This window comes from Bradyrhizobium sp. (genome assembly GCF_004799445.1).
Lineage (GTDB): Bacteria > Pseudomonadota > Alphaproteobacteria > Rhizobiales > Xanthobacteraceae > Bradyrhizobium.
In genome coordinates, this window is the sequence record NZ_SSNA01000121.1 from 26676 (window position 1) to 50740 (window position 24065).

At 62.2% G+C, this 24065-nt stretch carries 23 protein-coding genes and 1 tRNA gene; 11 read left to right on the forward strand and 13 right to left on the reverse strand.

Annotated elements, in window-relative coordinates; translation table 11 throughout:
- Positions 1-35 precede the first annotated feature (35 nt).
- Together E8A46_RS16275 and E8A46_RS16280 are read right to left on the reverse strand one after the other, a co-directional pair.
- Positions 36-902, reverse strand: a complete 867-nt coding sequence (locus tag E8A46_RS16275; protein WP_291562616.1) for a universal stress protein — start codon at positions 900-902, stop codon at positions 36-38.
- A gap of 162 nt (positions 903-1064) precedes the next feature.
- Entirely contained in the window at positions 1065-1502 is a 438-nt protein-coding gene (locus E8A46_RS16280) for a DUF302 domain-containing protein (protein ID WP_291562619.1), read from the reverse strand.
- 426 nt (positions 1503-1928) lie between these two features.
- Here E8A46_RS16280 and E8A46_RS16285 point away from each other — a divergent pair, with 426 nt between their 5' ends.
- Positions 1929-2135 carry a hypothetical protein gene (locus E8A46_RS16285; protein ID WP_291562622.1) on the forward strand — a complete coding sequence of 69 codons (207 nt, stop codon included), beginning with the start codon at positions 1929-1931 and terminating at the stop codon, positions 2133-2135.
- A gap of 416 nt (positions 2136-2551) precedes the next feature.
- Positions 2552-2743 carry a DUF1858 domain-containing protein gene (locus E8A46_RS16290; RefSeq protein ID WP_291562624.1) on the forward strand — a complete coding sequence of 64 codons (192 nt, stop codon included), beginning with the start codon at positions 2552-2554 and terminating at the stop codon, positions 2741-2743.
- A 25-nt stretch (positions 2744-2768) separates the two neighbouring features.
- On the opposite strand, the gene E8A46_RS16295 is transcribed toward E8A46_RS16290, so the two are convergent.
- Complete coding sequence (locus E8A46_RS16295) at positions 2769-3491, reverse strand: Crp/Fnr family transcriptional regulator (RefSeq protein ID WP_291562626.1); 723 nt, start codon at positions 3489-3491, stop codon at positions 2769-2771.
- A gap of 250 nt (positions 3492-3741) precedes the next feature.
- Between E8A46_RS16295 and E8A46_RS16300 the strand changes: the two genes are divergently transcribed.
- Positions 3742-4947, forward strand: coding sequence for an NnrS family protein (locus E8A46_RS16300; protein WP_291562629.1), 1206 nt, complete (start codon positions 3742-3744; stop codon positions 4945-4947).
- 16 nt (positions 4948-4963) lie between these two features.
- Here the strand turns inward: E8A46_RS16300 and E8A46_RS16305 are convergent, their stop codons facing one another.
- Positions 4964-5779: a nucleoside phosphorylase gene (locus E8A46_RS16305; protein ID WP_291562632.1), complete on the reverse strand. Its 816-nt coding sequence runs from the start codon at positions 5777-5779 to the stop codon at positions 4964-4966.
- 41 nt (positions 5780-5820) lie between these two features.
- Here E8A46_RS16305 and E8A46_RS16310 point away from each other — a divergent pair, with 41 nt between their 5' ends.
- Positions 5821-6441: a methyltransferase domain-containing protein gene (locus E8A46_RS16310; protein ID WP_291562635.1), complete on the forward strand. Its 621-nt coding sequence runs from the start codon at positions 5821-5823 to the stop codon at positions 6439-6441.
- A 39-nt stretch (positions 6442-6480) separates the two neighbouring features.
- Here E8A46_RS16310 and E8A46_RS16315 read toward each other — a convergent pair whose 3' ends face one another.
- On the reverse strand, positions 6481-9843 hold the full coding sequence (locus tag E8A46_RS16315) for a PAS domain-containing protein (RefSeq protein WP_291562639.1): 3363 nt from the start codon (positions 9841-9843) through the stop codon (positions 6481-6483).
- A gap of 314 nt (positions 9844-10157) precedes the next feature.
- Here E8A46_RS16315 and E8A46_RS16320 point away from each other — a divergent pair, with 314 nt between their 5' ends.
- The 5 genes from E8A46_RS16320 to E8A46_RS16340 all read left to right on the forward strand — a co-directional run bounded on the left by E8A46_RS16320 (position 10158) and on the right by E8A46_RS16340 (position 13466).
- Positions 10158-10541 (forward strand): phasin, encoded by a 384-nt coding sequence (locus E8A46_RS16320; RefSeq protein ID WP_291562641.1) that lies wholly within the window; start codon positions 10158-10160, stop codon positions 10539-10541.
- 316 nt (positions 10542-10857) lie between these two features.
- Complete coding sequence (locus E8A46_RS16325) at positions 10858-11292, forward strand: phasin (RefSeq protein ID WP_291562645.1); 435 nt, start codon at positions 10858-10860, stop codon at positions 11290-11292.
- 324 nt (positions 11293-11616) lie between these two features.
- Positions 11617-11693: transfer RNA gene (locus E8A46_RS16330), tRNA-His, on the forward strand.
- A gap of 240 nt (positions 11694-11933) precedes the next feature.
- Positions 11934-12266 (forward strand): hypothetical protein, encoded by a 333-nt coding sequence (locus tag E8A46_RS16335; protein WP_291562648.1) that lies wholly within the window; start codon positions 11934-11936, stop codon positions 12264-12266.
- Positions 12267-12785: 519 nt separating this feature from the next.
- Positions 12786-13466 carry a ParA family protein gene (locus E8A46_RS16340; RefSeq protein WP_291562687.1) on the forward strand — a complete coding sequence of 227 codons (681 nt, stop codon included), beginning with the start codon at positions 12786-12788 and terminating at the stop codon, positions 13464-13466.
- Between the two features lie 747 nt (positions 13467-14213).
- Here the strand turns inward: E8A46_RS16340 and E8A46_RS16345 are convergent.
- The gene (locus E8A46_RS16345; protein ID WP_291562689.1) at positions 14214-14357 is read right to left on the reverse strand and encodes a hypothetical protein; all 144 of its coding nucleotides are present in this window, start codon (positions 14355-14357) and stop codon (positions 14214-14216) included.
- A 343-nt stretch (positions 14358-14700) separates the two neighbouring features.
- On the opposite strand from E8A46_RS16345, the gene E8A46_RS16350 reads away from it, so the two are divergent.
- A complete protein-coding gene (locus E8A46_RS16350; RefSeq protein WP_291562862.1) occupies positions 14701-16191 on the forward strand; it encodes an acetyl-CoA hydrolase/transferase family protein in 1491 nt (496 codons plus the stop codon).
- A gap of 28 nt (positions 16192-16219) precedes the next feature.
- Here E8A46_RS16350 and E8A46_RS16355 read toward each other — a convergent pair whose 3' ends face one another.
- The 5 genes from E8A46_RS16355 to trxB all read right to left on the reverse strand — a co-directional run bounded on the left by E8A46_RS16355 (position 16220) and on the right by trxB (position 22057).
- Positions 16220-17350: a hypothetical protein gene (locus E8A46_RS16355; protein WP_291562692.1), complete on the reverse strand. Its 1131-nt coding sequence runs from the start codon at positions 17348-17350 to the stop codon at positions 16220-16222.
- Positions 17351-17443: 93 nt separating this feature from the next.
- Positions 17444-18583 carry a peptidyl-alpha-hydroxyglycine alpha-amidating lyase family protein gene (locus E8A46_RS16360; RefSeq protein ID WP_291562695.1) on the reverse strand — a complete coding sequence of 380 codons (1140 nt, stop codon included), beginning with the start codon at positions 18581-18583 and terminating at the stop codon, positions 17444-17446.
- A 111-nt stretch (positions 18584-18694) separates the two neighbouring features.
- The gene (gene dapA, locus E8A46_RS16365) at positions 18695-19651 is read right to left on the reverse strand and encodes a 4-hydroxy-tetrahydrodipicolinate synthase (protein ID WP_291562698.1); all 957 of its coding nucleotides are present in this window, start codon (positions 19649-19651) and stop codon (positions 18695-18697) included.
- Positions 19652-20165: 514 nt separating this feature from the next.
- Positions 20166-21089 carry a LysR family transcriptional regulator gene (locus tag E8A46_RS16370; RefSeq protein WP_291562701.1) on the reverse strand — a complete coding sequence of 308 codons (924 nt, stop codon included), beginning with the start codon at positions 21087-21089 and terminating at the stop codon, positions 20166-20168.
- 2 nt (positions 21090-21091) lie between these two features.
- The gene (gene trxB / locus E8A46_RS16375) at positions 21092-22057 is read right to left on the reverse strand and encodes a thioredoxin-disulfide reductase (protein ID WP_291562704.1); all 966 of its coding nucleotides are present in this window, start codon (positions 22055-22057) and stop codon (positions 21092-21094) included.
- Positions 22058-22325: 268 nt separating this feature from the next.
- Here trxB and E8A46_RS16380 point away from each other — a divergent pair, with 268 nt between their 5' ends.
- Positions 22326-22805, forward strand: a complete 480-nt coding sequence (locus E8A46_RS16380; protein WP_291562709.1) for an Lrp/AsnC family transcriptional regulator — start codon at positions 22326-22328, stop codon at positions 22803-22805.
- A gap of 171 nt (positions 22806-22976) precedes the next feature.
- On the opposite strand, the gene E8A46_RS16385 is transcribed toward E8A46_RS16380, so the two are convergent.
- Positions 22977-23369 carry a DoxX family protein gene (locus E8A46_RS16385; RefSeq protein ID WP_291562712.1) on the reverse strand — a complete coding sequence of 131 codons (393 nt, stop codon included), beginning with the start codon at positions 23367-23369 and terminating at the stop codon, positions 22977-22979.
- Between the two features lie 187 nt (positions 23370-23556).
- Positions 23557-24033: a transcription elongation factor GreA gene (gene greA, locus E8A46_RS16390; RefSeq protein WP_291562715.1), complete on the reverse strand. Its 477-nt coding sequence runs from the start codon at positions 24031-24033 to the stop codon at positions 23557-23559.
- Positions 24034-24065: the final 32 nt, after the last annotated feature.

The window sequence follows — 24065 nt, forward strand, 5'->3', positions numbered from 1 at the left end:
GAACCGATTGCCGCCCCACTTGGTCGAATAGCCGGCTAATGCGAGATAAATACGGGAACGGTCATCGTGGTCAATACGCCGCGTGTCGCACCGCCAAGTATGAATTCGCGAAACCTCGAATGCCCGTAACCGCCCATCACGATCATGCTCGCCGAACAATCTGCGACCCGCGACAAAATGACATTGGCCACGTCGATATCGGCGGCCGGAAGGGTTACAACCTCGACCTTGATACCGTGACGGGCAAGGTGACTGCCGATTGCGACGCCGCGAATCTCCCGCCCATTTCCGGTTTTCTCGTTGGCGACGATGAACAGTTCGACGGCGCGGGCCTTTTGCAGCAGCGGCAATGCATCGTTGATGGCACGCGCCGCAGCGCGGCTGCCGTCCCAGCAGCACACAATCCGATCTAGGTTCATTCCTTCCTTCTGGATGTAGGGCACAACAATGACAGGCCGCCCGGACTCAAACAGCGCCGCCTCGATTAAAATGTCATTGTTCACCCCATTCTTATTATCGGATTGCATGACGATGCTTAGATCGTAACGTCGCGCCATTTCCGAAAATGAGGCGGGCACTTCAACCAGTCGATGCTCGACCGAAAGAAGGCTGCCCTTGACCGCCGCCTCGAAACGCTGGATTGCGCTGCGTGCAGCCTCTTCATTTTCGGCCAGTATGTCCGCAATAACGTTGGGGGGTAATCCTATCGACATTTGTCCCGACACGATGAAAACTGGAATATTCGCTCCGTCGCCAAAAGCCCCCAATGGAATATTCGCTCCGTCGGCGAAAGCCACTCCTGCCAGATGCGCATTGAACGTCCTCGCAACCGTAATCGCATAGTCGCGAACGCAGTCCCGAGACTTGTGGCGCTCTAGGTTGAGGATGACATCTTTGATCATGAACCCTCCTCCAGGATTTGAATACGCCCAAATTGAAAGATCACCGGCTGTTACTTCAGCTCACTCCTGCAACACACGTAGGTACCGGGATGACCACCAGAAAGTCACTTTGATCATGCGCCCGAACGATTTAATACGTTCCATTCGAGTGTATTTTTGGTTCTATCGGAGGCGCTTGCCGATTTTTCTGGCGCCTGCTGGTTCGGTTGCATTGCCAATTTCATCGATCAATCTCTGCAAGTGAGAGCGGATCTCTCGGGCGACTTGGTCCACAACGACGTGTGTGATGGCCTGCATGGAAGCAACAGGATCAACCGCGGATATCTCAACGCGACCATCATCTCGCTGCTGCAGAACGATGTTACAGGGCAACATGGCTCCGATCTTGTCTTCCGCCTGAAGCGCTCGATAGGTGAGTTGTGGATTGCATACGCCGAGGATCAGATACGGATGAAAGTCGATATTGATCGCCTTCTTCAAGGTATCCTTCATATCGATTTCCGAAAGCACTGTGAGCTTATGCCGTTTGAGCGCTTCCTTCGTGCAGACCACTGCGTCATCAAATCTCATGTCGATAGTCTTGGAGAAATGGTAGGTCATCTGCGCCTCCCGTTCGCGGTCTCGCGCTAATCTCCATTCGGAACGCTGCGTACGCAGGAAAGCATTGCCGTCGCGCGAGGCTCATGATCTAGATCAAGGCGCGGGTGGCGTACGGCGGACGTCGGTGACCGCAGTCGGCAAAACGCTTCATGATCAGGGGGTTACTAATTACTCCCGTGGCGTGATTCATATACTGGATCGCCATAAGCTAGAGCAGATCTCGTGTGAGTGTTATAAAAGGCTCTTAGACCAATCTGCGATGCTCCAAGGCATTTTTAGCCAAGTCTGAATTTTCGACTTCTGCTGCAATGCGTTCAAGCAGTCGTCGCAAAAAGTTTTTCATCGTTGAGTCGGCAAATAGACCGACAATTCTATTTCTCCCTGGGCATAAGTTTTAGGTTCCTGTCCACGAGTGCGGAGGTTGTGATGGTACATGGCGTTTTCCAACCAGAGGAGCTTAGCTTGTTTCGCGATATTTTTGACGAAGCAGTTAGCGATCTGCCACCCCAAATGCGCACGCCGGTCGCTCAAGCTCGTATCGCCAAACAAATATTGGATCGTGCGGCTACTGGCGAACGAGACCCGATGGAGCTTCGCGTGGCGGCGGCACTCAACGATCCACGAGCGGCGTAACCCGCGCGGATTAGACAGCGGCCACGTAGCCGCCGCGCCGCCTAGAAGTGTGATGAAATTCGCGCCGCCGCATACGTTGCCTGTGCAAGGGACCACCAGTTTGCGACCAGCGGGGTGTGAAAATAGCAACCAACCAGCGACGAAAACTGAGCGGCCCGATGTCTCAGTTAGGTCATTCACGAGCGGGTCGAGACAGCAGGGGATTGACGATGTCCGCTGTGCCGCCGAAAGCCGAAAGTAGATTCAGACATCAGCGGCTTCGCCACGGGCCATGGCCGTTTGATGGCGTCGCCGCGGACTAATTCAGGCTCTCGATCTCATCTCATCAACGCTCCGGGAACCGCTGCAAAGCTTGCGCCGGGACAAAGAGCCGTGTGGACCGCCGCCTTACCATTCGTTGCAGAACGGAGGCGGGCATGCCCATTCGATTTGACGATCTGGTCGACGATGTCATGAGCCGATCGCCGCAGACCATCAGGGTGTTTCTTCAATTCGGGATGCGCTGCGTCGGTTGTCCGATCGCCTGCTTCCATACCGTGGACGATGCCTGCCGCGAGCATGGCGTCGACCGCGGCGCCTTTCTGGAGGCGCTGCGCGCCTGCGCATGAGGCGCCCTGGTGTGAGGCGGTTTCGCTACGGCCGGGCCGGCGGCTCGCTGCCGTCAGGGGATGGCTCGGCCAGCATGAACAGCTTGTGCGGCTCGCGCAGCACGATGCGCTGCCGCCCGCCCTCGACCAGCCCGCGGCTCTCCCAACTGCTGAGGATTCGGCTGACCGTATGCAGCGTGGTGCCGGTCATTTGCGCGATGTCCTGGCGGCTGATCGGAAAACCGATCTCGACGCCGTGCTCGACCTTGTGCCCGGATTGCTTGGCGAGCCGAAGCAGCGCGTTGGCGACGCGTTGTTCGACCTGTTGCGTCGACATCTCGACCACGCGGGTTTGTGTTTCCTGCAGCCGGCTGCCGATGGTCTGCAATGTGTTGGCGGCGAGCGCCGGAAATCGCGCCACCAGGCGCGGCCAGGTCGCCGACGGCCAGGCCAGCGCGACACTGTCGTCGACCGCCGTGGCGGTGGCCGGATAGCGCTGCAGCCCGATCGCCATCGCGACGCCGAAGGTCTCGCCGGGCGCGACATAGCGCACCACGACCTGTTCCCCCATCGGCGTGGTCTTGCTGGCGCGGACATGGCCGTGCAGCAGCACGAAGAATGAATGGGCGTCTTCGCCCTGCTCGAAGACGTTGCGGTTCTTTGCAATCCGCAGCGAGCGGGCTTCGCGCAGGATCTCATCGAGCTCTTCGGTGCCGAAACCCGCAAACAGCGGCAGCTTGGCAACCAGCGAATGATCGACAGTGGCCATGTTCCCCCGCAGCATTCCGTCATTTCAATCGAATCTAGAGCGTTTTCAAGCGAAGTGGAGACCGGTTCGCGTCAAGAAAACGCGTCCAATCAAGAATCTAGACTGCGATTGAGGTTCCCGATCAAGCGGAAGTTTGCGCTGGCGCAACAATGGCACCCGGATTGACCCTAGAAGGGATGCTGGCCGGCCTCGCGACGTGCGCGCCGTCCAGACCGCACCAGGGCGGAACCAAGATCGGACAGCAACAGCCGTGACCGCAACTCCGCAAAGGCGAACCTATGATGGGCTTCCGCTGTTCTCCTATGGCTTCCGGCCGTTCTTCCTGCTCGGATCGATCTACGCGGGGCTTGTCATTCTGGTCTGGTTGCCGGTGTTCCATGGCGAGATCACGCTGACCTCGGGTTTTGCGCCGCGCGACTGGCACGTGCACGAGATGCTGTTTGGCTATCTGCCGGCCGTGATTACCGGTTTCCTGTTCACGGCGATCCCGAACTGGACCGGACGATTGCCGATCCAGGGCAAGCCGCTGATGGCTCTGGTCGCGGTCTGGCTGGCGGGCCGTGCCGGCGTGACGTTCTCGGCACACACCGGCTGGCTGGTCGCGATGCTGGTGGATAGCGGCTTTCTGCTGCTGGTCGCGGCGGCAGCGGCCCGCGAAATCCTCGCCGGCCGCAACTGGCGAAATCTCAACGTGGTGATGGTGCTGCTGCTGCTGCTCGCGGGCAATGTCGCTTTCCACCTCGAGGCGCATTTTCATGGCGCGGCCGATATCGCCGTCCGCTTCGGCATCGCGGTGGTCGTATTGCTGATCGCGCTGATCGGCGGGCGCATCGTTCCGAGTTTCACCCGCAACTGGCTGGTGCGCGAAAATCCCGGCCGCCTGCCGGTGCCGTTCGGCCGCTTCGACATCATCGTCGTCGCCGTCGGCGCGCTGGCGTCATTGTGCTGGGTCGTCAGCCCGGTGGGCGGTCTCACCGGCAGCGCACTCGCGTTGGCCGGAGTGCTGCATCTGGTGCGGCTCGGACGCTGGGCAGGGGACCGGACCTGGCGCGAGCGGCTGCTGTTGATCCTGCACGTCGGCTATGCCTTCATACCCCTTGGATTCCTGCTCAATGCCGCGTCCGCTTTTGACCTAGTTCCGGTCGGCGCCGGCATTCACGCCTGGATGGTGGGAGCTGCGGGCATCATGACGCTCGCGGTGATGAGCCGCGCGACGCTTGGGCACACCGGCCAGCCGCTCACCGCTTCGCTCGCCACCGAGGCGATCTACGCCGCGGTCGTCGTCGCGGCGGTGTCGCGTATTTGCGCGGTGATCGAGCCCGCGCATAGCGAGCCCTTGCTGCACCTTGCCGCGCTGGCCTGGGCGGCCGCGTTCTTCGGATTCGCCGTCGCGTACGGGCCGCTGCTCGCCGGCGTCGACCGGCGCAGGAAATCAGCGCCGAAGATGGTGGCTTAAGCCTGCACTACCTTCGTTAGCTGGCGGAATCCTTGGCGCGGGCAGCCTCGCGACAAAGCGCATCAATCATGCTTTCCAGTACTCTCAGCGCGTCCTCTGTGCCATCGGCTTCGCCTTTCTCGAAGTCAGCGCCATCCCGGCCCATGGTATTGGTGATATGCGCGAGACAAAGCAGCGGCACGCCGGCGGATCGCGCGAAGGCGTAGAGCGCCGCCGCCTCCATCTCGACGCCAAGAATTCCTTTGTTTCGGGCGGCCTCAATCGCTTCCGCCGTCTCGCGAAACGGCGCGTCCGTCGTCCAGGTGGCCCCGACGACCACGCGCGGTCCGCCTTTCGGGCTGGCCTTCTCCGCGGTTTCGACAAGCCGGGGGTCAGCCTCGGCGAACTCGGCAGGAGTTGCGTAATGGTAGCTCGTCCCTTCGTCGCGCAACGCCCGGTCGATGATGACAAAATAGGGCGGCGGTCCCGAAGCCACGATCTGACCGGCCGATGTAAGGCTGACCAGCAGGCGGCAGCCGCTTGCGAATAATTCTTCCGCCACCAGAACCGCGAACGCCGCGCCAACGACCCGTCCGATAATGCCGACCTCTTGCCCGGCAAGCGCGAAAGTATCCAGTTCCGTGTGATAACAGGGCCAATCCGCAAAGCGTCTGGTTTTTCCTCTTTTCCGAAGCGTGCGCACAATGTCGCCATCGGGATCGAGAATGCATACCGCCGGCACCTCCGCGGCCGGGAGGTTCTTTTGGCGCCGCGCCTCGCGCAACAGCGCGGAGGGCAGGAAAATGGAAGGCGACGACGGGCTCTTGTTGTCTAGTATAGGAGGCGTAACCATCTTTGTCGGACCTTGCAGCATTTGCGAGGAAGGAGACGTTCATGGGTGATGTCAGCAGAAAATCCCACTGGGAGAACGTTTACACCACCAAGGGCGAAAGAGAAGTCAGCTGGTTTCAGGATAATCCCGCGCCGTCGCTTGAACTGATCGCTCTCGCAGGTCTTTCCGAAGCTGCCTCCATCATCGATATCGGAGGCGGCGCGTCACGACTCGTTGATATCCTGGTCGAGCGGAATCTCGGGCCGATCACGGTTTTGGATCTTTCCGCCGCCGCGCTCGATGCAGCCCGAAAGCGTCTCGGCAGCAGGGCGGCCGAAGTCCAATGGGTGGCTGCCGATATCACCACCTGGGAGCCAACCCAAACTTACGATCTGTGGCACGACCGTGCCGCGTTTCATTTCCTGACCGATCCGGCCGATCGGTCCGCCTATGTCGAGCGGCTGAAAAAGGCCGTCAAGCGCGGCGGCTATGTCGTGATCGGCACCTTCGCCCTGGACGGCCCGGAGAAGTGCAGCGGATTGCCGATCGTCCGCTACGACGCAGGCTCCCTGTCGGAAATTCTCGGGACTGATTTCAAACTGATCGACGCGCGGCGGCACGACCACGCCACGCCATGGGGCGCGGTGCAGAAATTTCAGTTCAGCACATTTCGCCGGAACTGAATTGCGCCACGATTTGATCGACCGTTGTCGAGGTGCGCCTCACGCCCTCGCCATCGCCTGCGAAAACACCACTTCGATCAGCGTGCCGGAACGCGCACCGGTCCTGATATGGAATTGTGCGCGGTTGGCTTCGACCAGCGCCTTGGTCAGTGAAAGGCTGACGCCGGAGCCGTCCGGCGCCTGATCCGAGGGGGCTTGCGTCCGGAACGGCTCCAGCGCGGCGGCGACCTCGTTGTCGTTGAGCCCGTGGCCGGTATCGCGGACCCGCAGCGCCACCTCGCCGAAATCCGTCAGCGCTGTGGAGACGATGACCTGGCCGCCGGCATTGGCGAGATGGATCGAATTGCCGATCAGATTCAGCGCGATCTGCCGCAACGCGCGCGCGTCGGCGACGACCGGCGGCAACATGTGCGCCAGCGAGGTGCGGATGATGATGCGTTCGCGGTTGGCTTGCGGCTGCATCACCGCGACGCAACTTTCGACGAGGTCGTTGAGGTTCTGGCTGGCGAAGGCGAGATCGAGCTTGCCGGTCTCGATCCGGCTGAGATCGGTAAGGTCGTCGATGATGGCGATCACGCGTTCGCCGGAGGCGCGAATGTCCTTCATGTATTCGACGTAACGCTCATTGCCGAGCGCGCCAAACCGCTCGCCGATCATCACTTCGGCAAAGCCGATGATGGCGTTGAGCGGCGTGCGGACTTCGTGGCTGATCCGCGCCAGCAGGTCCGCCCTGGCGTTCGCCGAGCGATCGGCCAGCCGCCGCGCCTCGCGCAGTTCGGTTTCGCTGGTCTTGCTCTGCGACAGATCACGGAACACGGCGAAGAAATTCGGACCATCGGGCCGGGTCCGTCCCATGGTCATCGACAGCGGGATCAGGCCGCCGCCGCGAACGCGGCCGAGGACTTCGCGGCCGTGATCGAGGAGGCTGGCGACGCCGCTGCCTTTGATGCCCCCGAGATAGTCCTTGACCGCGGACTGGCTCTCCGGCGCAAACAGCTCGGCGACATTGCGCCGCACCAGTTCGGCGCCGTCGTGGCCGAACAGCGCTTCGGCGCTGCGATTGCAGGAGTTAATGTGGCCCTCGGCATCGAACATCACGATGCCTTCGGCCGTGGTATCGAGGATGGCGCCGAGCTCTTCGGCATCGGCGTGGCCGACGGCGGATGGTTCCGGCGCGGGCACGGCATGGCCGATCGCGGCCGCGACCTTTCCACTTTCCAAACCTGCGCCTTGCGTGCCCGCGCCGGAGAAAATCAAGGCCAGCGCGCTCTCGTCGTCCCAGCTGATGGTGTAGAGGCGCGCGTCGATCGCCGAGGTGTGTTCGCCCGCGGCTTGCGGCGCGGCAATCGTCACCGGCGTCCCGGTGTCCGATGTACTGCTGGCGCTGGAGACGCCGGGCTCGACATAGAGCGCGTCGAGACCGCCGGCCTGCTCCAGGGTATAAAGGCTTGGATAGCCGACGCGCTCGAGGAACGCCGCATTGGCATAAAGCAGCCGGTCAAGCCGATAGATCAGGACGCCCACGGGCAAGAGATCGAGCAGCATCCGGTCGCGCCGGGTCTCGCCGCGCGCCGGCGGCTCGGGGCGCGCCAGCCAGCTCGGCTGCTCGGCGATCTTCTCGGGAGTTTCGGGTGCGGCCTGCGGCTCGACAGCCGCCTCCGCCGCGGCGGGAGCGCCGTTCTCGTTCTCGAGCCGCGCCGACAATTGCCGGGCGAGCTCGTCGAAGGCGCTGTTTTCCACCGGCGACAGCACCGGCGCTCTCGGTTCGCTGATCGGCCGGAACGGCACGACGTTCTTCAGCACTTCCTTGGGCACTTCCTTGGGCGGTTCCACAGGTGTTTCCAAATCGGTTGGTTGTGAAGTCTCGGGACGGGTCGGCGATTCCAGCGCAGCGGCGGAGGCAGCGACATCTGGCGCCGCCGGCGGCTCCGCGGCAGGCCAGGGTTGGGCAAGGTCGGCGGCAACGGCAAGCTGCGGGACGGTCTCCGGCGCCGTCGCCGCGTCGTTAAAGCATTCCTGAGTCAAGCATGCTTGATTTAAGGTTTCCTGGCGGCGCAGCGCGTCAAGCCGCGCCAGGCCGTCGAGATCACGGCAGACGCCAAACCCCCGATAGCCGGCATAATTCCGCGCGCGGTCATGGACCGGCAATCCGGACAATTCCACCGCCAGGTGGCTGCCGCCATCGACCGGCCAGTCCAGGATGATGCCGCTCCAGGTATGGCGCGTGGCGATCGCCTTGACGACGCGGCCCTCCGGATCGAGCCCGAAGGTCTCGGCGATGTCGCTCCACGGCCGGCCGAAGCCGGCGGCGGTGCGCGCGCCGATCAGGCGGGTGAATTCGTCGGAGCCGAGCGCGAAGCGGCCATCGGCATCCATCTGCCACATGAAGCGCAGCGGATGCCGGCGCGGCTGCGGCGAGGGCTCGTCGAACTGCGGCGCCTCGACCGGCTGCGGTGCGACCGAGGGCGGGACGGGCGCCTCATTCACGGCCGGTGGCTCGGCCACGGCCGCAGGCGCCGGCGCATCGGCCACGGCTGCGACAGGCGGTGGTTCGGCAGCGATGGGTTCGACCGCGGACCTATCGGGCGCTTCGGCGAATTCGTCGATCAAGGCGAACTCGGCCGGCGCTTCGCCTGAGATCGCCGGTCGTTCATAGTCGGGGATCGGCAGATCGCCGGGCGCAGCGATCGGTTGCTGTGCCGGCGTCGCCGCCGCATCTGGCGCGGGATGCCTGAGGTGCGCGGCCTGCGTTGCGCCGGTTGCGATCAGCGCAACCAGGCCGACATCGGCGCCGCTGCCGACCCGCTGCAGCACCATGTGGCCGATGCCAACGGGCATTTCGGAGCGGCCCTGCTTCAGCGCGCCTTCGCGCGCGTCGTCGAGGCCGGCTTCGGACAGATTGCTAAAACCGAGCAGCGAACGCGCGGCGTCGCTGGCGCCGACGAACATGCCGTCGCGGGCGAAGGCGGCGATCGGGCTGTCGATGTCTTCGACCAGGCGTTGCAGCCGCTCGACCAGCGGCATCGGCCGGCCGACCGGCTCGGCGGCCACGATCAGAATGCCGTGGCTGCCGTCGGCAAATTCAAGCCGCGCGCAGCCGCAGGTGATGAGCGCTCCGAGCGCCGTGCCGAAGCCGCGCAGACGCTGCAGCCGGATCGTTCCTGTCGGCGGCAGCCGGTGGGCGAGTTGCGCCACCTGACGCCGATGCGAATCCGCCGGGCCGAATGTTTTTTTGGCGAGGCTGGCGCCATTGGCCGCGCCGAACAGCCTGGCGCCGACCGGATTGGCCCACAGCACCCGCGTGCCGTCGGTCGACCACAGCCATGCGGGGAGGGGGCTCGTTGCATGCACCGCCAGTCGCGGATCGCCGACGCCTTGCAACTGGAATTCCGCATTGTTCATTGTGGTGATATGACCGACTGGTTTGGCTGTTGCCCGATCATGGCGTCAGATAGCGGCGGCCAGACGATGACAGCCTTAACGGACCGTTAGTATCGCCCGCGCGCGACCGCAGGTCCACGGCCTGGTCGCGGGAGCGGTCTGCAAAGGCCCGATAACCTTAACTTGTTGGACCTTGCCCTTAGGCTCGGGCGTTGGGTGCTGCAAGCATCAAATCTCCACGAGCAGGGCCCCGCGTCATGTCGGCGCAGCGTTATGCCGATAGGCTGGGGCGTACCGACAACCGGGCTGTGAATGGCCCTGCAGGGAGTGGAACCATGAGCGAAAATGGGCATGACCGTTTCGAGATTCCCAAGGAAATGCGATCGATGGCCGAGGCCAGCTTCGACCAGGCCCGCAAGGCTTTCGAGAAATTCCTCACCGGCGCGCAGGCGACCGCGGGCTCGCTCGAGGAGCGCGGCGCCACCGTTCGCGCCGGCGCCAGGGACATCGGCGCCAAGGCGATGTCCTATGCCGAAAAGAACGTGCAGGCCGCGCTCGACTACGCGCAATCGCTGCTGCACGCCAAGGATCTCACCGAAGTGATGCGGCTGCACAGCGAATACGTGCAATCGCAGATGCGGTCGCTGGCCGAGCAGGCGAGCGAAATGGGCCAGATTGTCAGCCACGCGACGTTGGAGGCCGCCAAACCCAAAACCTGAGGATTGCCGAAGACCGGCAGAGTTTGAGAGGCTGAAGGGCCCCAGGCGCCGGCCGGCTTTCTCTGCTGGCGGAAGGCCGGGGGAGGCTCATGGCGCGACCCCCCCGGCCTCAAGGGTGCACCCCGCACGTGTCTGCTATTACCGCTTTGCACCTTAAATTGCATTGCATTGCACAAAATTGACATGATAAGGGTGTTATCTGTCGGAAGCCCGACACAAAGGGCGCTCCCACCAGGTGATCCAAGTCGACGTTCCCGGAGGTAACCGGGCGCGCAAGGGGTCACACCTTTTCACCCCGTTGCGAAGGATAAATGCCATGGCCAATTCCACTGATCCCTTCTCCGCCTCCATCATCCCGTTCGAGGTCCCCGAGCAGATGCGCGCGTTCGCCGAAAAGGGTGTCTCGCAGGCGCGAGACAGCTATGCCAAGTTCAAGGACGTCGCCGAAACCCACAACGGCACCATCGAGGCGGTGTTTGCCAGCGCCAACAAGGGCGCCAGCGCCTACTCCGCCAAGCTGATGGAAATGATGAAGTCCAACAGCACCGCGACACTCGACTTCGCCCAGCAACTGATCGGCGTTAAATCGCCTTCGGAAGCGATGGAGTTGTGGACCGCCCACGCCAAGAAGCAGTACGAGGCCTTCACCGCCTACAGCAAGGAGCTCGCCGAACTGTCGCAGAAGGTCGCGGCCGAAACCGTCGAGCCGATCAAGACCAGCGCGTCGAAGCTGTTCAAGCCGGCGGCGTAATCGCGCCAGCCTTCACCATTGCAAAAAAGGCCCGGGCGATAAGCCCGGGCTTTTTGTTTTGGGCGGTGCGCGGGCAAGGCTGCGGCGCGAGGTTGAGGTTAAAAATGGTGTCGTCCCTGCGAACGCAGGGACCCATAATCACCACTTTGAGCGGCTAGGAGGAAATCTCGCCGCGGCCTCCTGGCCTATATCGCACCGGCACGGTGTATGGGTCCCTGCGTTCGCGGGGACGACATAAGTAGGGTCGCCCGGCCTTGCCAAAGTGCGGCGTTGCACCTAGTTTCCGCCCGGTTCGCGACCCCTTTTTGGGGCCGCGCAAGGGATGCAGTTGTAGCTCAGTTGGTTAGAGCGCCTGTCTGTGGAACAGGAGGTCGGTGGTTCGAGCCCACCCAACTGTACCACTTAGCCTTATCCCGAAACGCAACGCCGTGACGACGTCCGGCTGATCACCTGCCATGCCGCTCGTCCTGCCTTTCGCGGCACGCGCGCAAAACATGGCGCAAGATTGCATCTCGTGGGGTGAAGAGCCTGTCGTCCCCGAGCGCGCGGCTTGCCGCTACAGGCTGACGCAGGGGGTCCGCTTCTGCTTGCCACCTCCGCTTCGTTCACCCACACTTCGCGAATCAACGCTTGGGGGATTCATGTTCGGCTTTGCCGTCCGGCCCGGAAATTTCCAGTTCACGCTGATGTCGGCGGTGGCGCTGTCATTGCTGATGTGGCCTGCCGCGAGCCGGGCCTACACGCCTGAGGAGGAGCAAGCCTGCAGCGGCGATGCGTTCCAGCTGTGCAACGCGGAGATTCCGGATGTCGACCGCGTCACGGCCTGCATGGTCAGGAAGCAATCCCAGCTCAGTCCGGGTTGCCGGGCATACTTCCGGGCCGAACCTGAGGTCGTGCCGGTTGCTGCGGGAAGACCGCTCAGCATCAGGCCGGGCCACCTGCGAAAACCGCGCAAACCCAGAAAGCCCACCTAGAGCGAAATGACTTTTCGTTGAATCGTCATCTCGCTCTATCTTTTTGTTTGAGCATGATCTTTTCGGAAAACCGCAGCCCACTTTGCGCTAACGCGGCCCTTCGGGTCCGGATCATGCTCTAGCGTTGGCCGCTGAACGGCGGCGTCCACATGCATTTGATGATGGATGCGGCCGGATTGTCGGCGCGCGCATCTGCCTGCCGCGAAGGCGGCCTCGCGTCATCCGGACTCGGTTTGTTCGCGCCCGGCGCCCGCCGTTGGCCATATGAATGGGACGGCGTCGATACTCGGATAGGTTGAACCGCGTCGGATTTGCCGAAGCCGGCAGGAAAATCGCGCATCGCGATTCAAAAAACGCCCTCGCGATTCAATTTTCGGGCATGCCGCAGTGCATGGTGTGACTCAAAAAGCAGCCTCTCCGATAAATCGCGGCTTTGTTGTGGTTGATTGTAGATTTTTCTTTCACGAATCAGCGCGCTGATTCATTTTCCATATCTGGGGGCAATCTGGAGGCCAAGGTATGAACGTCATTGTTTTTGCATCGCGTAAAGGCGGCTCGGGAAAGAGTACCCTGGCTGCTCATCTTGCCGCGCATATCCATAAAGCAGCGAAGCCATGCCTGATGGTCGATGCCGACCCGCAGGGATCGCTCACGCTCTGGCACAAGTTGCGGGGAACCAACGAGCCGCCGATCAAGACGGCGGTCAATTCCGTCAGCGGCATCGTCGCCGCCGCCAAGCGTGACGGCTTCGAATGGGTGTTCATCGACACGCCGCCGAACACGTCAGCGGTCGTGGAAGATGCCATCAGGAACGCCACCATGGTGATCATTCCGGCGCGGCCGGGGGTCTTCGACGTCAACGCCGTGCAGGAAACGATTCAGACCTGCCGCGCCGCGCGCAAGCCCTATGCAGTCGTGATCAACGGCGCCCCGGCACGCAGGGACGAGGTGGAGAGTCGCATCGTGACGCTTGCGCGGGAAGCGCTGACCAAGTTCCGTGCGCCGGTGTGGGGCGGCCAGATCACCAACCGCGCCGATCTGCTGATGGCACTCGGCAAGGGTGAAGGTGCCCGCGAATATTACGCCGAAGGCCGCGCAGCGGCAGAGATCAGCCGGTTATGGGCTGCGATCGAACGCTCGGTGAAGGCGATCCGCGGCACGGCGTCGGCGAGCGGCACGATGCACAAGCAGGCGGCGTAGTTTCGCCGCACGGCCAGTTCTACAAAGAACGCGCGGGCTCCGCGCGTTTTTCTGTTGTGGTCCGCACGCGACCACGCATCCATCGTCATTGCGGGCAACGCTAGAAGCGATCCAATCTTTTCCGGTCGCGCATGGATTGCGCCCGTCATCGGGCGCGCATTGGCGCGGAGCGGCGGGCTAGAGCGTTTTCGAGCGAACTGGATACCGGTTTGCGTGAAGAAAACGCGTCAAAAAAAGATTAGAGCGTCGGTTCTGATGCAATCAGAACCGATCTTGCTCTAACCGGCACCAGGCGCAGGACGCGCGACCTCAAGCCACCATCAGCATATAGAACACGATGACCGGCGACAGGCTCAGGATGACCGACCAGATGCCGACCGCCCAAAGAATGTCCTGCATGCTAAAGCCCCGGTGTTCGGGTAAGGAATCGTTCTGATTGCTCATGATGCCCCGCGCTTCTTGCTGTTATGGCGGCATGGATACACGCGGAATTTTAAAAAGCCGGCGGCAACATCGCTCGCATTTTGAACACAGGTGCTACCGAGGATTAACCACAGCGGTAGCGTTTTCGAGCGAAGTGGGTACCGGTTCGCGTCAAGAAAACGCGTCAGATAGAGCAGCGTTTTCGAGCGAAGCATGCCCTCGGACTTTGATCCGGGGGTGGGTACCGGTTCGCGTCAAGAAAACGCGTCGAACAAGAATAGAGCCCGACCGCTTCAGGCCTGCTCGGGCCGGGCTAATGCCGTCTCAGCTTCCCATCAAGAGGCGGAAGGCCAGCACCGGCGACAGGCCGAGCAGCGCCGCCCACAATCCGAACGACGACACCAGAAGAAGATCCTGCATCCTCTCGGCGCGTTCGGAATTCGGATATCTGGTTTTTTGAGTGGTCATTGTTTTCCCCGCCTTTTGCCGCTGGGGACGTCAATTAGCCTCAAATTCTGAAGATGGGGACCGCCGCATGGGGCGAATTTGAATGGCTGCGGTCACCATGCATTAACCACAGGGGGCAACCTCAGAGATGACCGATGCCGGACTAGCGCCCGGCGCCGCCGACAGTCCATGAGCTCCGCGATCTTGCTGACTGATCGGCCTTGTTTGATGTCCGTCAAATGCTCCAGCTGTTGTCGGCGTTAAAGACGTGATGGTCGATGTTGCCAGACTGGCTTTTCCGTCCTCCTCGCTGCTGGAGCGAGTTGAGGGAAGAATTCTTTTGATTACGGGGCCTTTAATGACGATTGATAGTTCGCGGGTAATGTCGGCGGCACTTCGCTCAAAAATCATGTCGGCTGACGATGCCGCGGCGCTGCTGCCGCATGGCGCGAATGTGGGCATGAGCGGCTTTACCGGGTCAGGGTATCCAAAGGCCGTACCGCAGGCGCTGGCGCGCCGGATCGAGGAAGCTCACGCGCGCGGGGAGCCGTTCCGGATCGGCGTGTGGACCGGCGCCTCCACCGCGCCCGAACTGGATGGCGCGCTGGCCAAGGTCGACGGCATCGAGTTGCGCCTTCCCTACCAGTCCGACCCGGTCACGCGCGAACGCATCAATGCCGGGACCATGGAGTATATCGATATCCACCTCAGCCACGTCGCGCAGTTCGTCTGGTTCGGCTTTCTCGGGCATCTGGATGTGGCTTTGGTCGAGGTCGCAGCCATCCTGCCCGACGGCAGTCTGGTGCCCTCGACTTCCATCGGCAACAACAAGACCTGGCTCGATCAGGCCGACCGCATCATTCTCGAGGTCAATTCGTGGATGAACCCGGCGTTGCAGGGCATGCATGACATCTACTACGGCACCAGGCTGCCGCCGCACCGGACGCCAATTCCCATCCTCGCCCCCGGCGACAGGATCGGCGAGGCCACGTTTCGCTGCGACCCGAGCAAGGTGATCGCGGTGGTCGAGACCAATGCGCCTGACCGCAACACGGCCTTCGCCCCGCCAGACCAGACATCGAGGGCGATCGCCGGCCATATTATCGAGTTTCTCGGCCACGAGGTCCGCCGCGGAAGGTTGCCGCCAGAATTGCTTCCGATCCAGTCCGGGGTCGGCAACGTGGCCAACGCGGTGATGGCGGGACTCGAAGACTGTTCGTTCACGGGGCTGACCGCGTACACGGAAGTGCTGCAGGACGGCATGCTAAACCTGATCCGGTCCGGCCGGATGGTGCTCGCATCCGCCACCGCGCTGTCGCTCAGTTCCGACGCCGCCATGCTGTTCAACCGCGAACTCGACACGCTCAAGGACCGCATCGTGCTACGGCCGCAGGAAATCTCCAACCATCCGGAGGTCATCCGGCGGCTCGGCGTGATCGCCATGAACGGGATGGTCGAGGCCGATATCTACGGCAATGTAAACTCGACCCACATCCGCGGCACCAGCATCATGAACGGCATCGGCGGCTCCGGTGATTTCGCCCGCAATGCCTATCTCTCGATTTTCATGACGCCCTCGACCGCCAAGCACGGATCGATCTCATCCATCGTCCCGATGGTGACTCATGTTGATCATACTGAGCACGACGTGCAGATCGTGGTGACCGAGCACGGCCTCGCCGACCTGCGCGGCCTGTCTCCGAAACAGCGGGCCGGGCTCATCATCAACAACACGGCGCATCCATCATTCCGGCCCGCGCTCAGGGATTACTTCGACCGCGCGTGCAAGTTCTCGCCCGGGAAGCACACCCCGCATCTGTTGGACGAGGCCTTCCGTTTGATTCAATCGAGCTAGCCTGGGACCGAGCCCGCGCCACTCGATGTCACTCCACCCGGCGGAATTTTTGCGTGCGGTGCCCAAAGCCGACTTCCGCCGTGTAGATGTTTCCCTTCGAGTCGATCGCAATGTTGTGCACCCATTTGAACTGGCCGGGCTGGTGGCCATGACGGCCCCATTGGGTGAGCACCTTGCCATCGTCCCGGCTGATCGTGGTGATCTGACCGTTGGCGCCATCGGCAATGAAAATGTATTTCTGCCCCGGATCCTCCGAAAGCACGAGATCCCAGACCGAACCGTTCTGCATCGTCTCGGGCTCGATCCGGAATTCCTTCACGAAGCTGCCGTCCTTGCGGAAAACCTGGATGCGATCATTGGCGCGATCGCAGACATAGACCAGACCGTCATTGGATATCCGGACGCAATGCACCGGGTTCGAGAACTGCTCCGACGGCGGGGCGTCAGGCTTGTAGGCCGCCATCTTTTCATCGCTCGGCTTGTGCCCATAAGCCCCCCACAGCCGCTTGAAGGCGCCGGATTTGGCGTCGAACACGATGACCCGGCGGTTCTTGTAGCCGTCCGCCACGTAGAGTTCGCCCGCCGGCTCGTCCAGCATCATGTGCGCCGGCCTGCCAAGACTGTCCTGGCTGTTGGAGCCATTGGTCACATTGGCCTTGCCGATCTGCTGGAGGAATTTTCCGTCACCCGTGAAGGTGAGGATCTGGTTATCGGCGTTGTCGTTGCCGGCCAGCCAGACATTGCCTTGACTGTCGACGAAAATACCGTGCTCCGATTTTGGCCAATCGTAACCCGCGCCGGGGCCGCCCCAATATCTCAGCAGGTTTCCCTCCTGGTCGAACTCCAGCACCGGCGGCGCCGCCGTGCAGCATTTGGTCTCGGGCGGATTCTTGGTCGCGCCTTTCTCATCGTCAAACAGGGTCGAAGGCCGATGGATGATCCAGATGTGATCGTTGCGGTCGACCGCGATGCCCGAGACCTGCCCCACGATCCAGTTGCCGGGCAATGGCTTTGGCCAGTACGGCTCAGGCCGGAATTTCGGGACCCCGGGCGCTTGAGAGGGTTGTCCCATCGGCGCAGGCAATGGCTGGGCAAAAGCGGGGCCCGCAAGACTTGCGATGATCGCGGCAAGCCACAGCGCCTTGAATGATCCAAGCATGACGATTTCTCCCCGGCAGAACTCTGTTATTTTTCTTGCGGATATTCTCGTTGCGGACCGTGCGGCGCACAAGCCCCCGCGCGGTAATCGTAACTACCTGACCTTGACATATTTCCGCAGCAGGCGCGGCCGCGGTTCGCCCGCGAATACGTTGCCGAACTTGTCCACTGCGCCGAACTCGGCTCCGCTCCCTGTCGTCGTGGCCGGGTTACCGCCCGGATCCAGAATGAAATATTTCACCCAGCCGCTCAGCGCATCGCCAATTCTGATGCCCTGTTCGAATCCCGGATTTTCCACATTGTCCGACTCCGAGTCGTAGACATAGATCAGGTCTTCATCGTTGGCGGAGAAGGCGATCCCGCTGGGCATGCCGAACTGGTGCCACGCCGCCAGGAATTTGCCGTCCTGGTCGAAGATTTGTATCCGCGTATTGGCGCGATCGCACACGAACAACCGGCCTCTTTTGTCCATGGCAATGCAGTGCGGCGTCCGGAACTCGCCCGGCGCGTACCCGGTCTTGCCCCAGGCCTTGATGAACTTTCCGTCTTTGGAGTACTTCACGATGCGGTTGTTCGAGCCGTGACCGTCGGCGATGAAGATATCTCCATTGGGCGCGGTCACCACGGCGGCCGGGGACCTGAAATGGTACTCGTCGTCTCCGGCGACGCCGGGTTCGCCGAGCGTCATCAGCACTTGCCCATCCGGCGAGAACTTGCGGACGAAGTGCCCGGCTTTTACCACCGCCTTGGCGGCCGTTGCGACGGCGTCTTCGCCGGCCGCATCGGTCGCCCATACATTGCCGTCGCGATCGACATGCAATCCATGCGGCCAGATGAACATTCCGGCGCCAAAACTTTTGACGACGTTGCCCTTCGGATCGAACTTGAAGATGGTGTCGTGAGGCTTGAGCCTGCCGTCGGGCAGCATGCAGTCGATGCCGAACCGGCCGCCCTTTGCGACCGTCACCGGATCGGTCTCGTCACATCGGATAAAGGCCCAGATGCTCTCGCCGTCGACGTCGACGCTCAGAGACGCCGGCGGCCCCATCTCGCGGCCGCCGGGAAGTTTCGCCCATTCGCCGCCCGGCGTGCTGGGGCCGCCTCCGTCCGCCAAGCCCTTGACCGGGCGGTACGGATTGTAGGCCGGTGCCTGAGCGAAGCACCCGGCATCAAGGACAAGCAGCGCGGCGAGGCCGCACAAAGCCGTCCGTCCGGCTCGAATTGTCGTCGACATCTGACGCCTCACCTTCGGGATAGCTCGATCCTGTCCGTCGCGGCTTTCATCACGCAAAGCTATCGCATGAATTTCAGCCCCTTGAGAATTGAAAAATAGACGCTGAGGCTGTCATCGGACGCGCATCGGCGCGACCGGTTGGCTCGGCGCAATGCCGGGAAGCCGCCGCTCGATCTCCGCATCAAGCCGCGCCGCGAGTTCGCGGCTGGCTTCCACCATCGGCAGGCGAACCTCGGCGCTGTCGATCAGGCCCGTGCGCCATAGCCAATATTTCGCCGCGGCCGGGCTTGGCTCGGTGAATAACAGCCGCGTCAGATCGGATACGCTCTCCCAGCGTGCATGTGCGGCGTCGCGCTGGCCCTGCTTCAGCAGCGCGGCCACGGCCGCGAAGCTCTCGGTCTCGATGTGGGCCGAGAGCAGGATCGCCCCATCGGCGCCGTCGGTCAGCGCCTCGTAACATAGGGCGTCCTCGCCGGTCAGAACCCGAAACCCGGCCGGCCGCCGGCGCAGCAGGTCGATCGACTGCGCGCGGTCGGCGCAGCAGTCCTTCAGGCCGACAATGTTCGGATGTGCGGCGAGCTCGAGCAGCGTCTCGTTGGCAAGATTGACGGCGGTGCGGTAGGGAATGTTGTAGAGCACGATCGGCCAGGCGGCGTGATCGGCGAGCGCGCTGAAATGTTGCTTGAGGCCGCGTTGCGATGGTCGCGAGTAATACGGGCTCGCGATCAGATAGCCATCGATCGGCCAGGCCGCCGTCTCATCCAGGGTGTGGCACATCTTCCGTGTGTGGCTGCCGGATAGTCCGAGACAGATCGGCATATAACGCTTGTTGCCCACGGTCTCGGATCGCGTCAGTTCGACGATCCATTCAAGCTCGGCCATGCCGAGCGTCAGGCCTTCGCCCGAGGTGGCGGCGAGGATCAGCCCGTTGACGGGCAGCGCCGCGTAGTGCCGCACCAGCCGCCGCAGCGAGGCCTCATCGAGAACGCCGTCGCGAAACGGCGTAATCAGCGGCAGCCAGAGGCCGTGCAGCAGGGATCGAAGGCCGGAAGATTCGAGGTCAGTCATGGGTCCATCTCCTTGAGGGGCTTGAGCCGGAGACGGGACAAGAAAAAACCCCGGACCTCGCGGCGGGGTTTTGCAGATCGGGCAAAAGCGAGAAATCTATCGCACGCGTCGATCCGAAGCCCCCGGAAGGGAGGCTTTTTTCGACAGCGCTGCGATGCACGAATTTGTGATCATGCGGCGATGATGCTTGGCGTCACGGATTCTGTCAACGGCAGTAACGGCGCCGTGAGGGGAATCAATGCAGCGCGAGCAGCCGGGGCTCGCGAGCGCGCGCAAACCACCTTCGCATGAAAAAAAGCCGGGCTCACGAGAGCCCGGCTTAAGGTATTGGCCATGTGAGGCCGACACAATCACCTTCCAAGAGGGATAACTGAGCGCTCGCGCCACTGGAGGAGGGGGACATAGCGCAACGCGAATGCTCAGCGTGGAAACATTATGGGCCGCGTGGGTGCCTTGCAGCAACCGCCCATGCCGCATGTCAGTCATGCGGACTCCGAGGGTTATCGGGCGATAATTAAGACGGCCAGCGCTGCGCCTTGCTGACCACGAAGTCGCGGAACACCTGGACCCGCGCCACGGTCTTCAACTCTTCGGGATAAACGAAGTAGGTATCGAGCTGAATAGAATCCGATTCTCCGAACAGCTGCACCAGCCGGTTATTTTCTTCGACCAGGTAGTCCGGTAGCGCGGCGATGCCCAGCCCCTGCTGGCAGGCGCGCACCAGGCCGAGGATGTTGTTGACCTTGAAATACGCCTCGCGCGGACCGGAGCCGTTGCGGCCGGCATCGATCAGCCAGCTGCGGTTCTGCAAATGCGGTTGAACCTGCGTATCGCTCAGCATGATGATGCGATGGGCGTCGAGGTCGTCGAGCGTGCGGGGCGTGCCGAAGTGCTTGATGTATTCCGGCGAGCAATAGGCGTGGAAACCGATCGAGAACAGCTTGCGCTGGATCAGGTCGGGCTGGGTCGGCTTGCGGGTGCGAATCGCGACGTCGGCCTCGCGCATCGAGAGGTCGAGCTCCTCGTCGGTGACGATCATCGAAATCCGGATCTCCGGATAAAGCGCGGTGAATTCGTGGAGCCGCGGAATCAGCCAGTTGATGCCGAGGGCCGGCGGCGTCGTGATCTTGAGGTCGCCGCTCGGCCGCTCGCGGCTGTCGGTGAGTTTGGCGCGCGCCGCCTGCAGCTGCATGAACACGTCATGCGCGGTGCGAAACAACAGGTCGCCTTGTTCGGTCAAAATCAGGCCGCGGGCATGGCGGTGAAATAGCGATACCGAAAGCTCCTGCTCCAGCGCGCTGACCTGCCGGGAAACGGCCGATTGCGACAGGCCAAGCTGCTCGCCGGCATGGGTGAAGCTTCCGGCTTCAGCCGCCGCGTGAAACACCTTCAGCTTATCCCAGTCCATGTCGGTAAATCCGTCGCGGGTTCGAGCCATGATTATTCCGCCGCCGCGCGGTCGCTCGCGCGAAGCGCGAGAAAGCGTTCGGCCTCAAGTGCGGCCATGCAGCCAAGGCCGGCGGCCGTGACCGCCTGGCGCCAGGTTTCGTCGGCGACGTCGCCGGCGGCGAATACGCCGGGCACCGAGGTCGCGGTTGAATTCGGCGCCACCTCGACATAGCCGGACGGCTTCAGCCTGATCTGGCCGGCGACGAGGTCGGTCGCGGGCGCGTGACCGATCGCGATGAAGACGCCGTCGGCCGCCACTTCCGTGACCGCGCCGGTCTTGACGTTCTTCAGCCTGACATGGGTGACCTTGCCCGGGTTCTCGGTGCCGCAGATCTCGTCGATCGCGCTGTCCCACACCACCTTGATCTTGGGATGTTTGAACAGGCGGTCCTGCAGGATGCGCTCGGCGCGGAAATGATCGCGACGGTGCACGATGGTGACTTGCGAAGCGAAATTGGTGAGGAACAGCGCTTCCTCGACCGCGGTGTTGCCGCCGCCGACCACGACGACCTCCTTGCCGCGATAGAAGAATCCGTCGCAGGTTGCGCAGGCCGAGACGCCGAAGCCCTTGAATTTTTCTTCCGAGGGCATGCCGAGCCAGCGCGCCTGCGCGCCGGTGGCCAGGATGACGGTCTCGGCGAGATAGACGTCGCCGCTGTCGCAGGTCAGCCGGAACGGCCGCTGGGCCAGTTCGAGCCTGGTGACGAGATCGGTGACGATGCTGGTGCCGACATGGGCGGCCTGCTTCTCCATCTGCTCCATCAGCCAGGGTCCCTGGATGACGTCGGCGAAGCCCGGATAGTTTTCCACGTCGGTGGTGATGGTGAGCTGGCCGCCCGGCTGAATGCCCTGGATCAGAACCGGCTCGAGCATGGCGCGGGCAGCGTAGATCGCGGCGGTGTAACCGGCCGGGCCGGAACCGATGATCACGACCTTCGCATGGATAGGGGCAGGCATGGGTAGATCCCTCTCTTAAGGGAATTTGGTCAGTGCTTGAGCGGATTGCGCCCGCAAACGCATCGCGACGGCGCCGAAAGTGTCAAATCCAAGTCTAGGGTATCTGGCAAGCTATGCAAGAATTGCAATCCAAATCCGCGAAATTTCCCGTGAACAGGGAATATGGCGCAGCGCACGCGCAATAAAATTGCGTCCGCGCGGTCAGCTGCGCTAAGAGTGTTGCCGTTATTACCGCTAAGCTTTCTCAGCCCACAGGACCGGGAACCGCGTGTCGAAGAACCTTGACGAGATCGACCTCAAAATCCTCAGCGAAATTCAGGCCGATGGCCGAATCACCAATGTCGAACTGGCCAAACGGGTCGGGATTTCCCCGCCGCCCTGCCTGCGCCGGGTGCGGACGCTGGAGGAAGAAGGCTATATCCAGGGTTATCGCGGGCTGCTGGATCCGCGGCGGCTGGGTTTCGACGTGACCGTGTTCGCTTCGGTGCATCTGTCCAGTCAGGCGGATGCGGATTTGCGCGCGTTCGAGGATTTCGTGCGCGCCGAGCCATTGGTGCGGGAATGCTGGATGCTGTCGGGCGAAGTCGACTTCATCCTGAAATGCGTGGCGCCCGACATGGCGACGTTCCAGAATTTCGTCACCCATCTGACCGCCGCGCCGCACGTGCGCAATGTCAGAACATCGCTGGTGCTGCACAATTCGAAATACGAGGCCGCGGTGCCGCTTGATCTGAAAGTGCCGCGCTAGCGCTTATTGCTCCCTCGTCATTGCGAGCCAACGGGTCGCGCGAATGCGCGCCCGATGACAGGCTCCGCGAAGCAATCCATCGATTCACAAAGGAAGAATGGATTGCTTCGTCGCTAACGCTCTCTTGCGCAAACGCTTTGCGTTTGTCGCAGGCAATGACGAACCGCGCCGTCAGCTCTTCTTGCCCATCATCGCGTCCAGGCTGTACGGCCCGCCGCCTGCGGTCGCCAGATAGAGGCAGGCGAAGCAGAACAGGATCGCCGCGGTGCCATTGTTGATCAGCGGCAGAAAGCCGCGCGGAAAATGTCCAATGAAATAGGCAAACGCCATTTCGCCCGACAGGATGAAAGCCGCGATCCGCGAAAACAGGCCGACCATCAGTAGCGCGCCGAGCACCAGTTCGAGGCCGCCTGCGGTCAGGATCAAGGGAGGAGGGTCGGCGAAATTGGGCAGCACCGGAAACTTCAGGATCTTGGCAATGCCATACTGAAACAGCAGCAAGCCGGTCACAAAGCGAAACAGGCTGAGTGCCACCGGCTGAAATTTGGAAAGCATCTGGTCCATGTCATATCCCCCTGTTTGACACGCATCTTCGTTTTGCAGTGCACGCAACCCCATCGCGCGCTGCGGCCAAAACACTCTTACATGAAAAATATTCCGGCGGGAAACCGCATTCGCAGCGCAGCAAGAAGGCCGCGCAAGCCGCGCAGCCTTCTCCAATGCCGATTCGTTCAATTCAATTGCGCCGGGATCAGCGCCACTCGACCTTGGTGATCTCGTAGGCCTTGGCGCCGCCGGGGGCGACGACTTCCACGGACGCGCCCTTCTTCTTGCCGATCAGCGCTCGCGCCAGCGGCGAGGTGATGGAGATGCGGCCCTTCTTGGCATCGGCTTCCGGTTCGCCGACGATCTGCCACACCGCTTTCTTGTCGGTGTCCTCGTCGACCAGCGTCACGGTGGCGCCGAACATGATGGTGTCGCCGGACAGTTTGCTGATGTCGATGATGTCGGCGCGCGCGAGCTTGTCCTCCAGTTCGGCGATACGGCCTTCATTGTGGGACTGCTCTTCCTTGGCGGCGTGATACTCCGCGTTCTCCGAAAGGTCGCCATGCGAGCGCGCCTCGGCGATATGCTCGATGATGCGCGGACGCTCCACCGACTGGCGCTGCTTCAATTCGACCTCGAGAGCGGCATAGCCGCCAGCGGTCATCGGAACCTTTTCGATCATCTGTCTTTGTCCTTCAACTTCATGCGGACCAA

Bases quoted from the DNA above. Each gene is read 5' to 3' on its own strand.
- E8A46_RS16385 (WP_291562712.1), bottom strand. From the start codon at position 23,369: ATGGACCAGATGCTTTCCAAATTTCAGCCGGTGGCACTCAGCCTGTTT.
- greA (WP_291562715.1), bottom strand. From the start codon at position 24,033: ATGATCGAAAAGGTTCCGATGACCGCTGGCGGCTATGCCGCTCTCGAG.
- E8A46_RS16280 (WP_291562619.1), bottom strand. From the start codon at position 1,502: ATGACCTACCATTTCTCCAAGACTATCGACATGAGATTTGATGACGCA.
- trxB (WP_291562704.1), bottom strand. From the start codon at position 22,057: ATGCCTGCCCCTATCCATGCGAAGGTCGTGATCATCGGTTCCGGCCCG.
- E8A46_RS16355 (WP_291562692.1), bottom strand. From the start codon at position 17,350: ATGCTTGGATCATTCAAGGCGCTGTGGCTTGCCGCGATCATCGCAAGT.
- E8A46_RS16370 (WP_291562701.1), bottom strand. From the start codon at position 21,089: ATGGCTCGAACCCGCGACGGATTTACCGACATGGACTGGGATAAGCTG.
- E8A46_RS16360 (WP_291562695.1), bottom strand. From the start codon at position 18,583: ATGTCGACGACAATTCGAGCCGGACGGACGGCTTTGTGCGGCCTCGCC.
- E8A46_RS16320 (WP_291562641.1), top strand. From the start codon at position 10,158: ATGAGCGAAAATGGGCATGACCGTTTCGAGATTCCCAAGGAAATGCGA.
- E8A46_RS16305 (WP_291562632.1), bottom strand. From the start codon at position 5,779: ATGGTTACGCCTCCTATACTAGACAACAAGAGCCCGTCGTCGCCTTCC.
- E8A46_RS16285 (WP_291562622.1), top strand. From the start codon at position 1,929: ATGGTACATGGCGTTTTCCAACCAGAGGAGCTTAGCTTGTTTCGCGAT.
- dapA (WP_291562698.1), bottom strand. From the start codon at position 19,651: ATGACTGACCTCGAATCTTCCGGCCTTCGATCCCTGCTGCACGGCCTC.
- E8A46_RS16335 (WP_291562648.1), top strand. From the start codon at position 11,934: ATGTTCGGCTTTGCCGTCCGGCCCGGAAATTTCCAGTTCACGCTGATG.
- E8A46_RS16290 (WP_291562624.1), top strand. From the start codon at position 2,552: ATGCCCATTCGATTTGACGATCTGGTCGACGATGTCATGAGCCGATCG.
- E8A46_RS16295 (WP_291562626.1), bottom strand. From the start codon at position 3,491: ATGGCCACTGTCGATCATTCGCTGGTTGCCAAGCTGCCGCTGTTTGCG.
- E8A46_RS16345 (WP_291562689.1), bottom strand. From the start codon at position 14,357: ATGACCACTCAAAAAACCAGATATCCGAATTCCGAACGCGCCGAGAGG.
- E8A46_RS16340 (WP_291562687.1), top strand. From the start codon at position 12,786: ATGAACGTCATTGTTTTTGCATCGCGTAAAGGCGGCTCGGGAAAGAGT.
- E8A46_RS16325 (WP_291562645.1), top strand. From the start codon at position 10,858: ATGGCCAATTCCACTGATCCCTTCTCCGCCTCCATCATCCCGTTCGAG.
- E8A46_RS16315 (WP_291562639.1), bottom strand. From the start codon at position 9,843: ATGAACAATGCGGAATTCCAGTTGCAAGGCGTCGGCGATCCGCGACTG.
- E8A46_RS16310 (WP_291562635.1), top strand. From the start codon at position 5,821: ATGGGTGATGTCAGCAGAAAATCCCACTGGGAGAACGTTTACACCACC.
- E8A46_RS16275 (WP_291562616.1), bottom strand. From the start codon at position 902: ATGATCAAAGATGTCATCCTCAACCTAGAGCGCCACAAGTCTCGGGAC.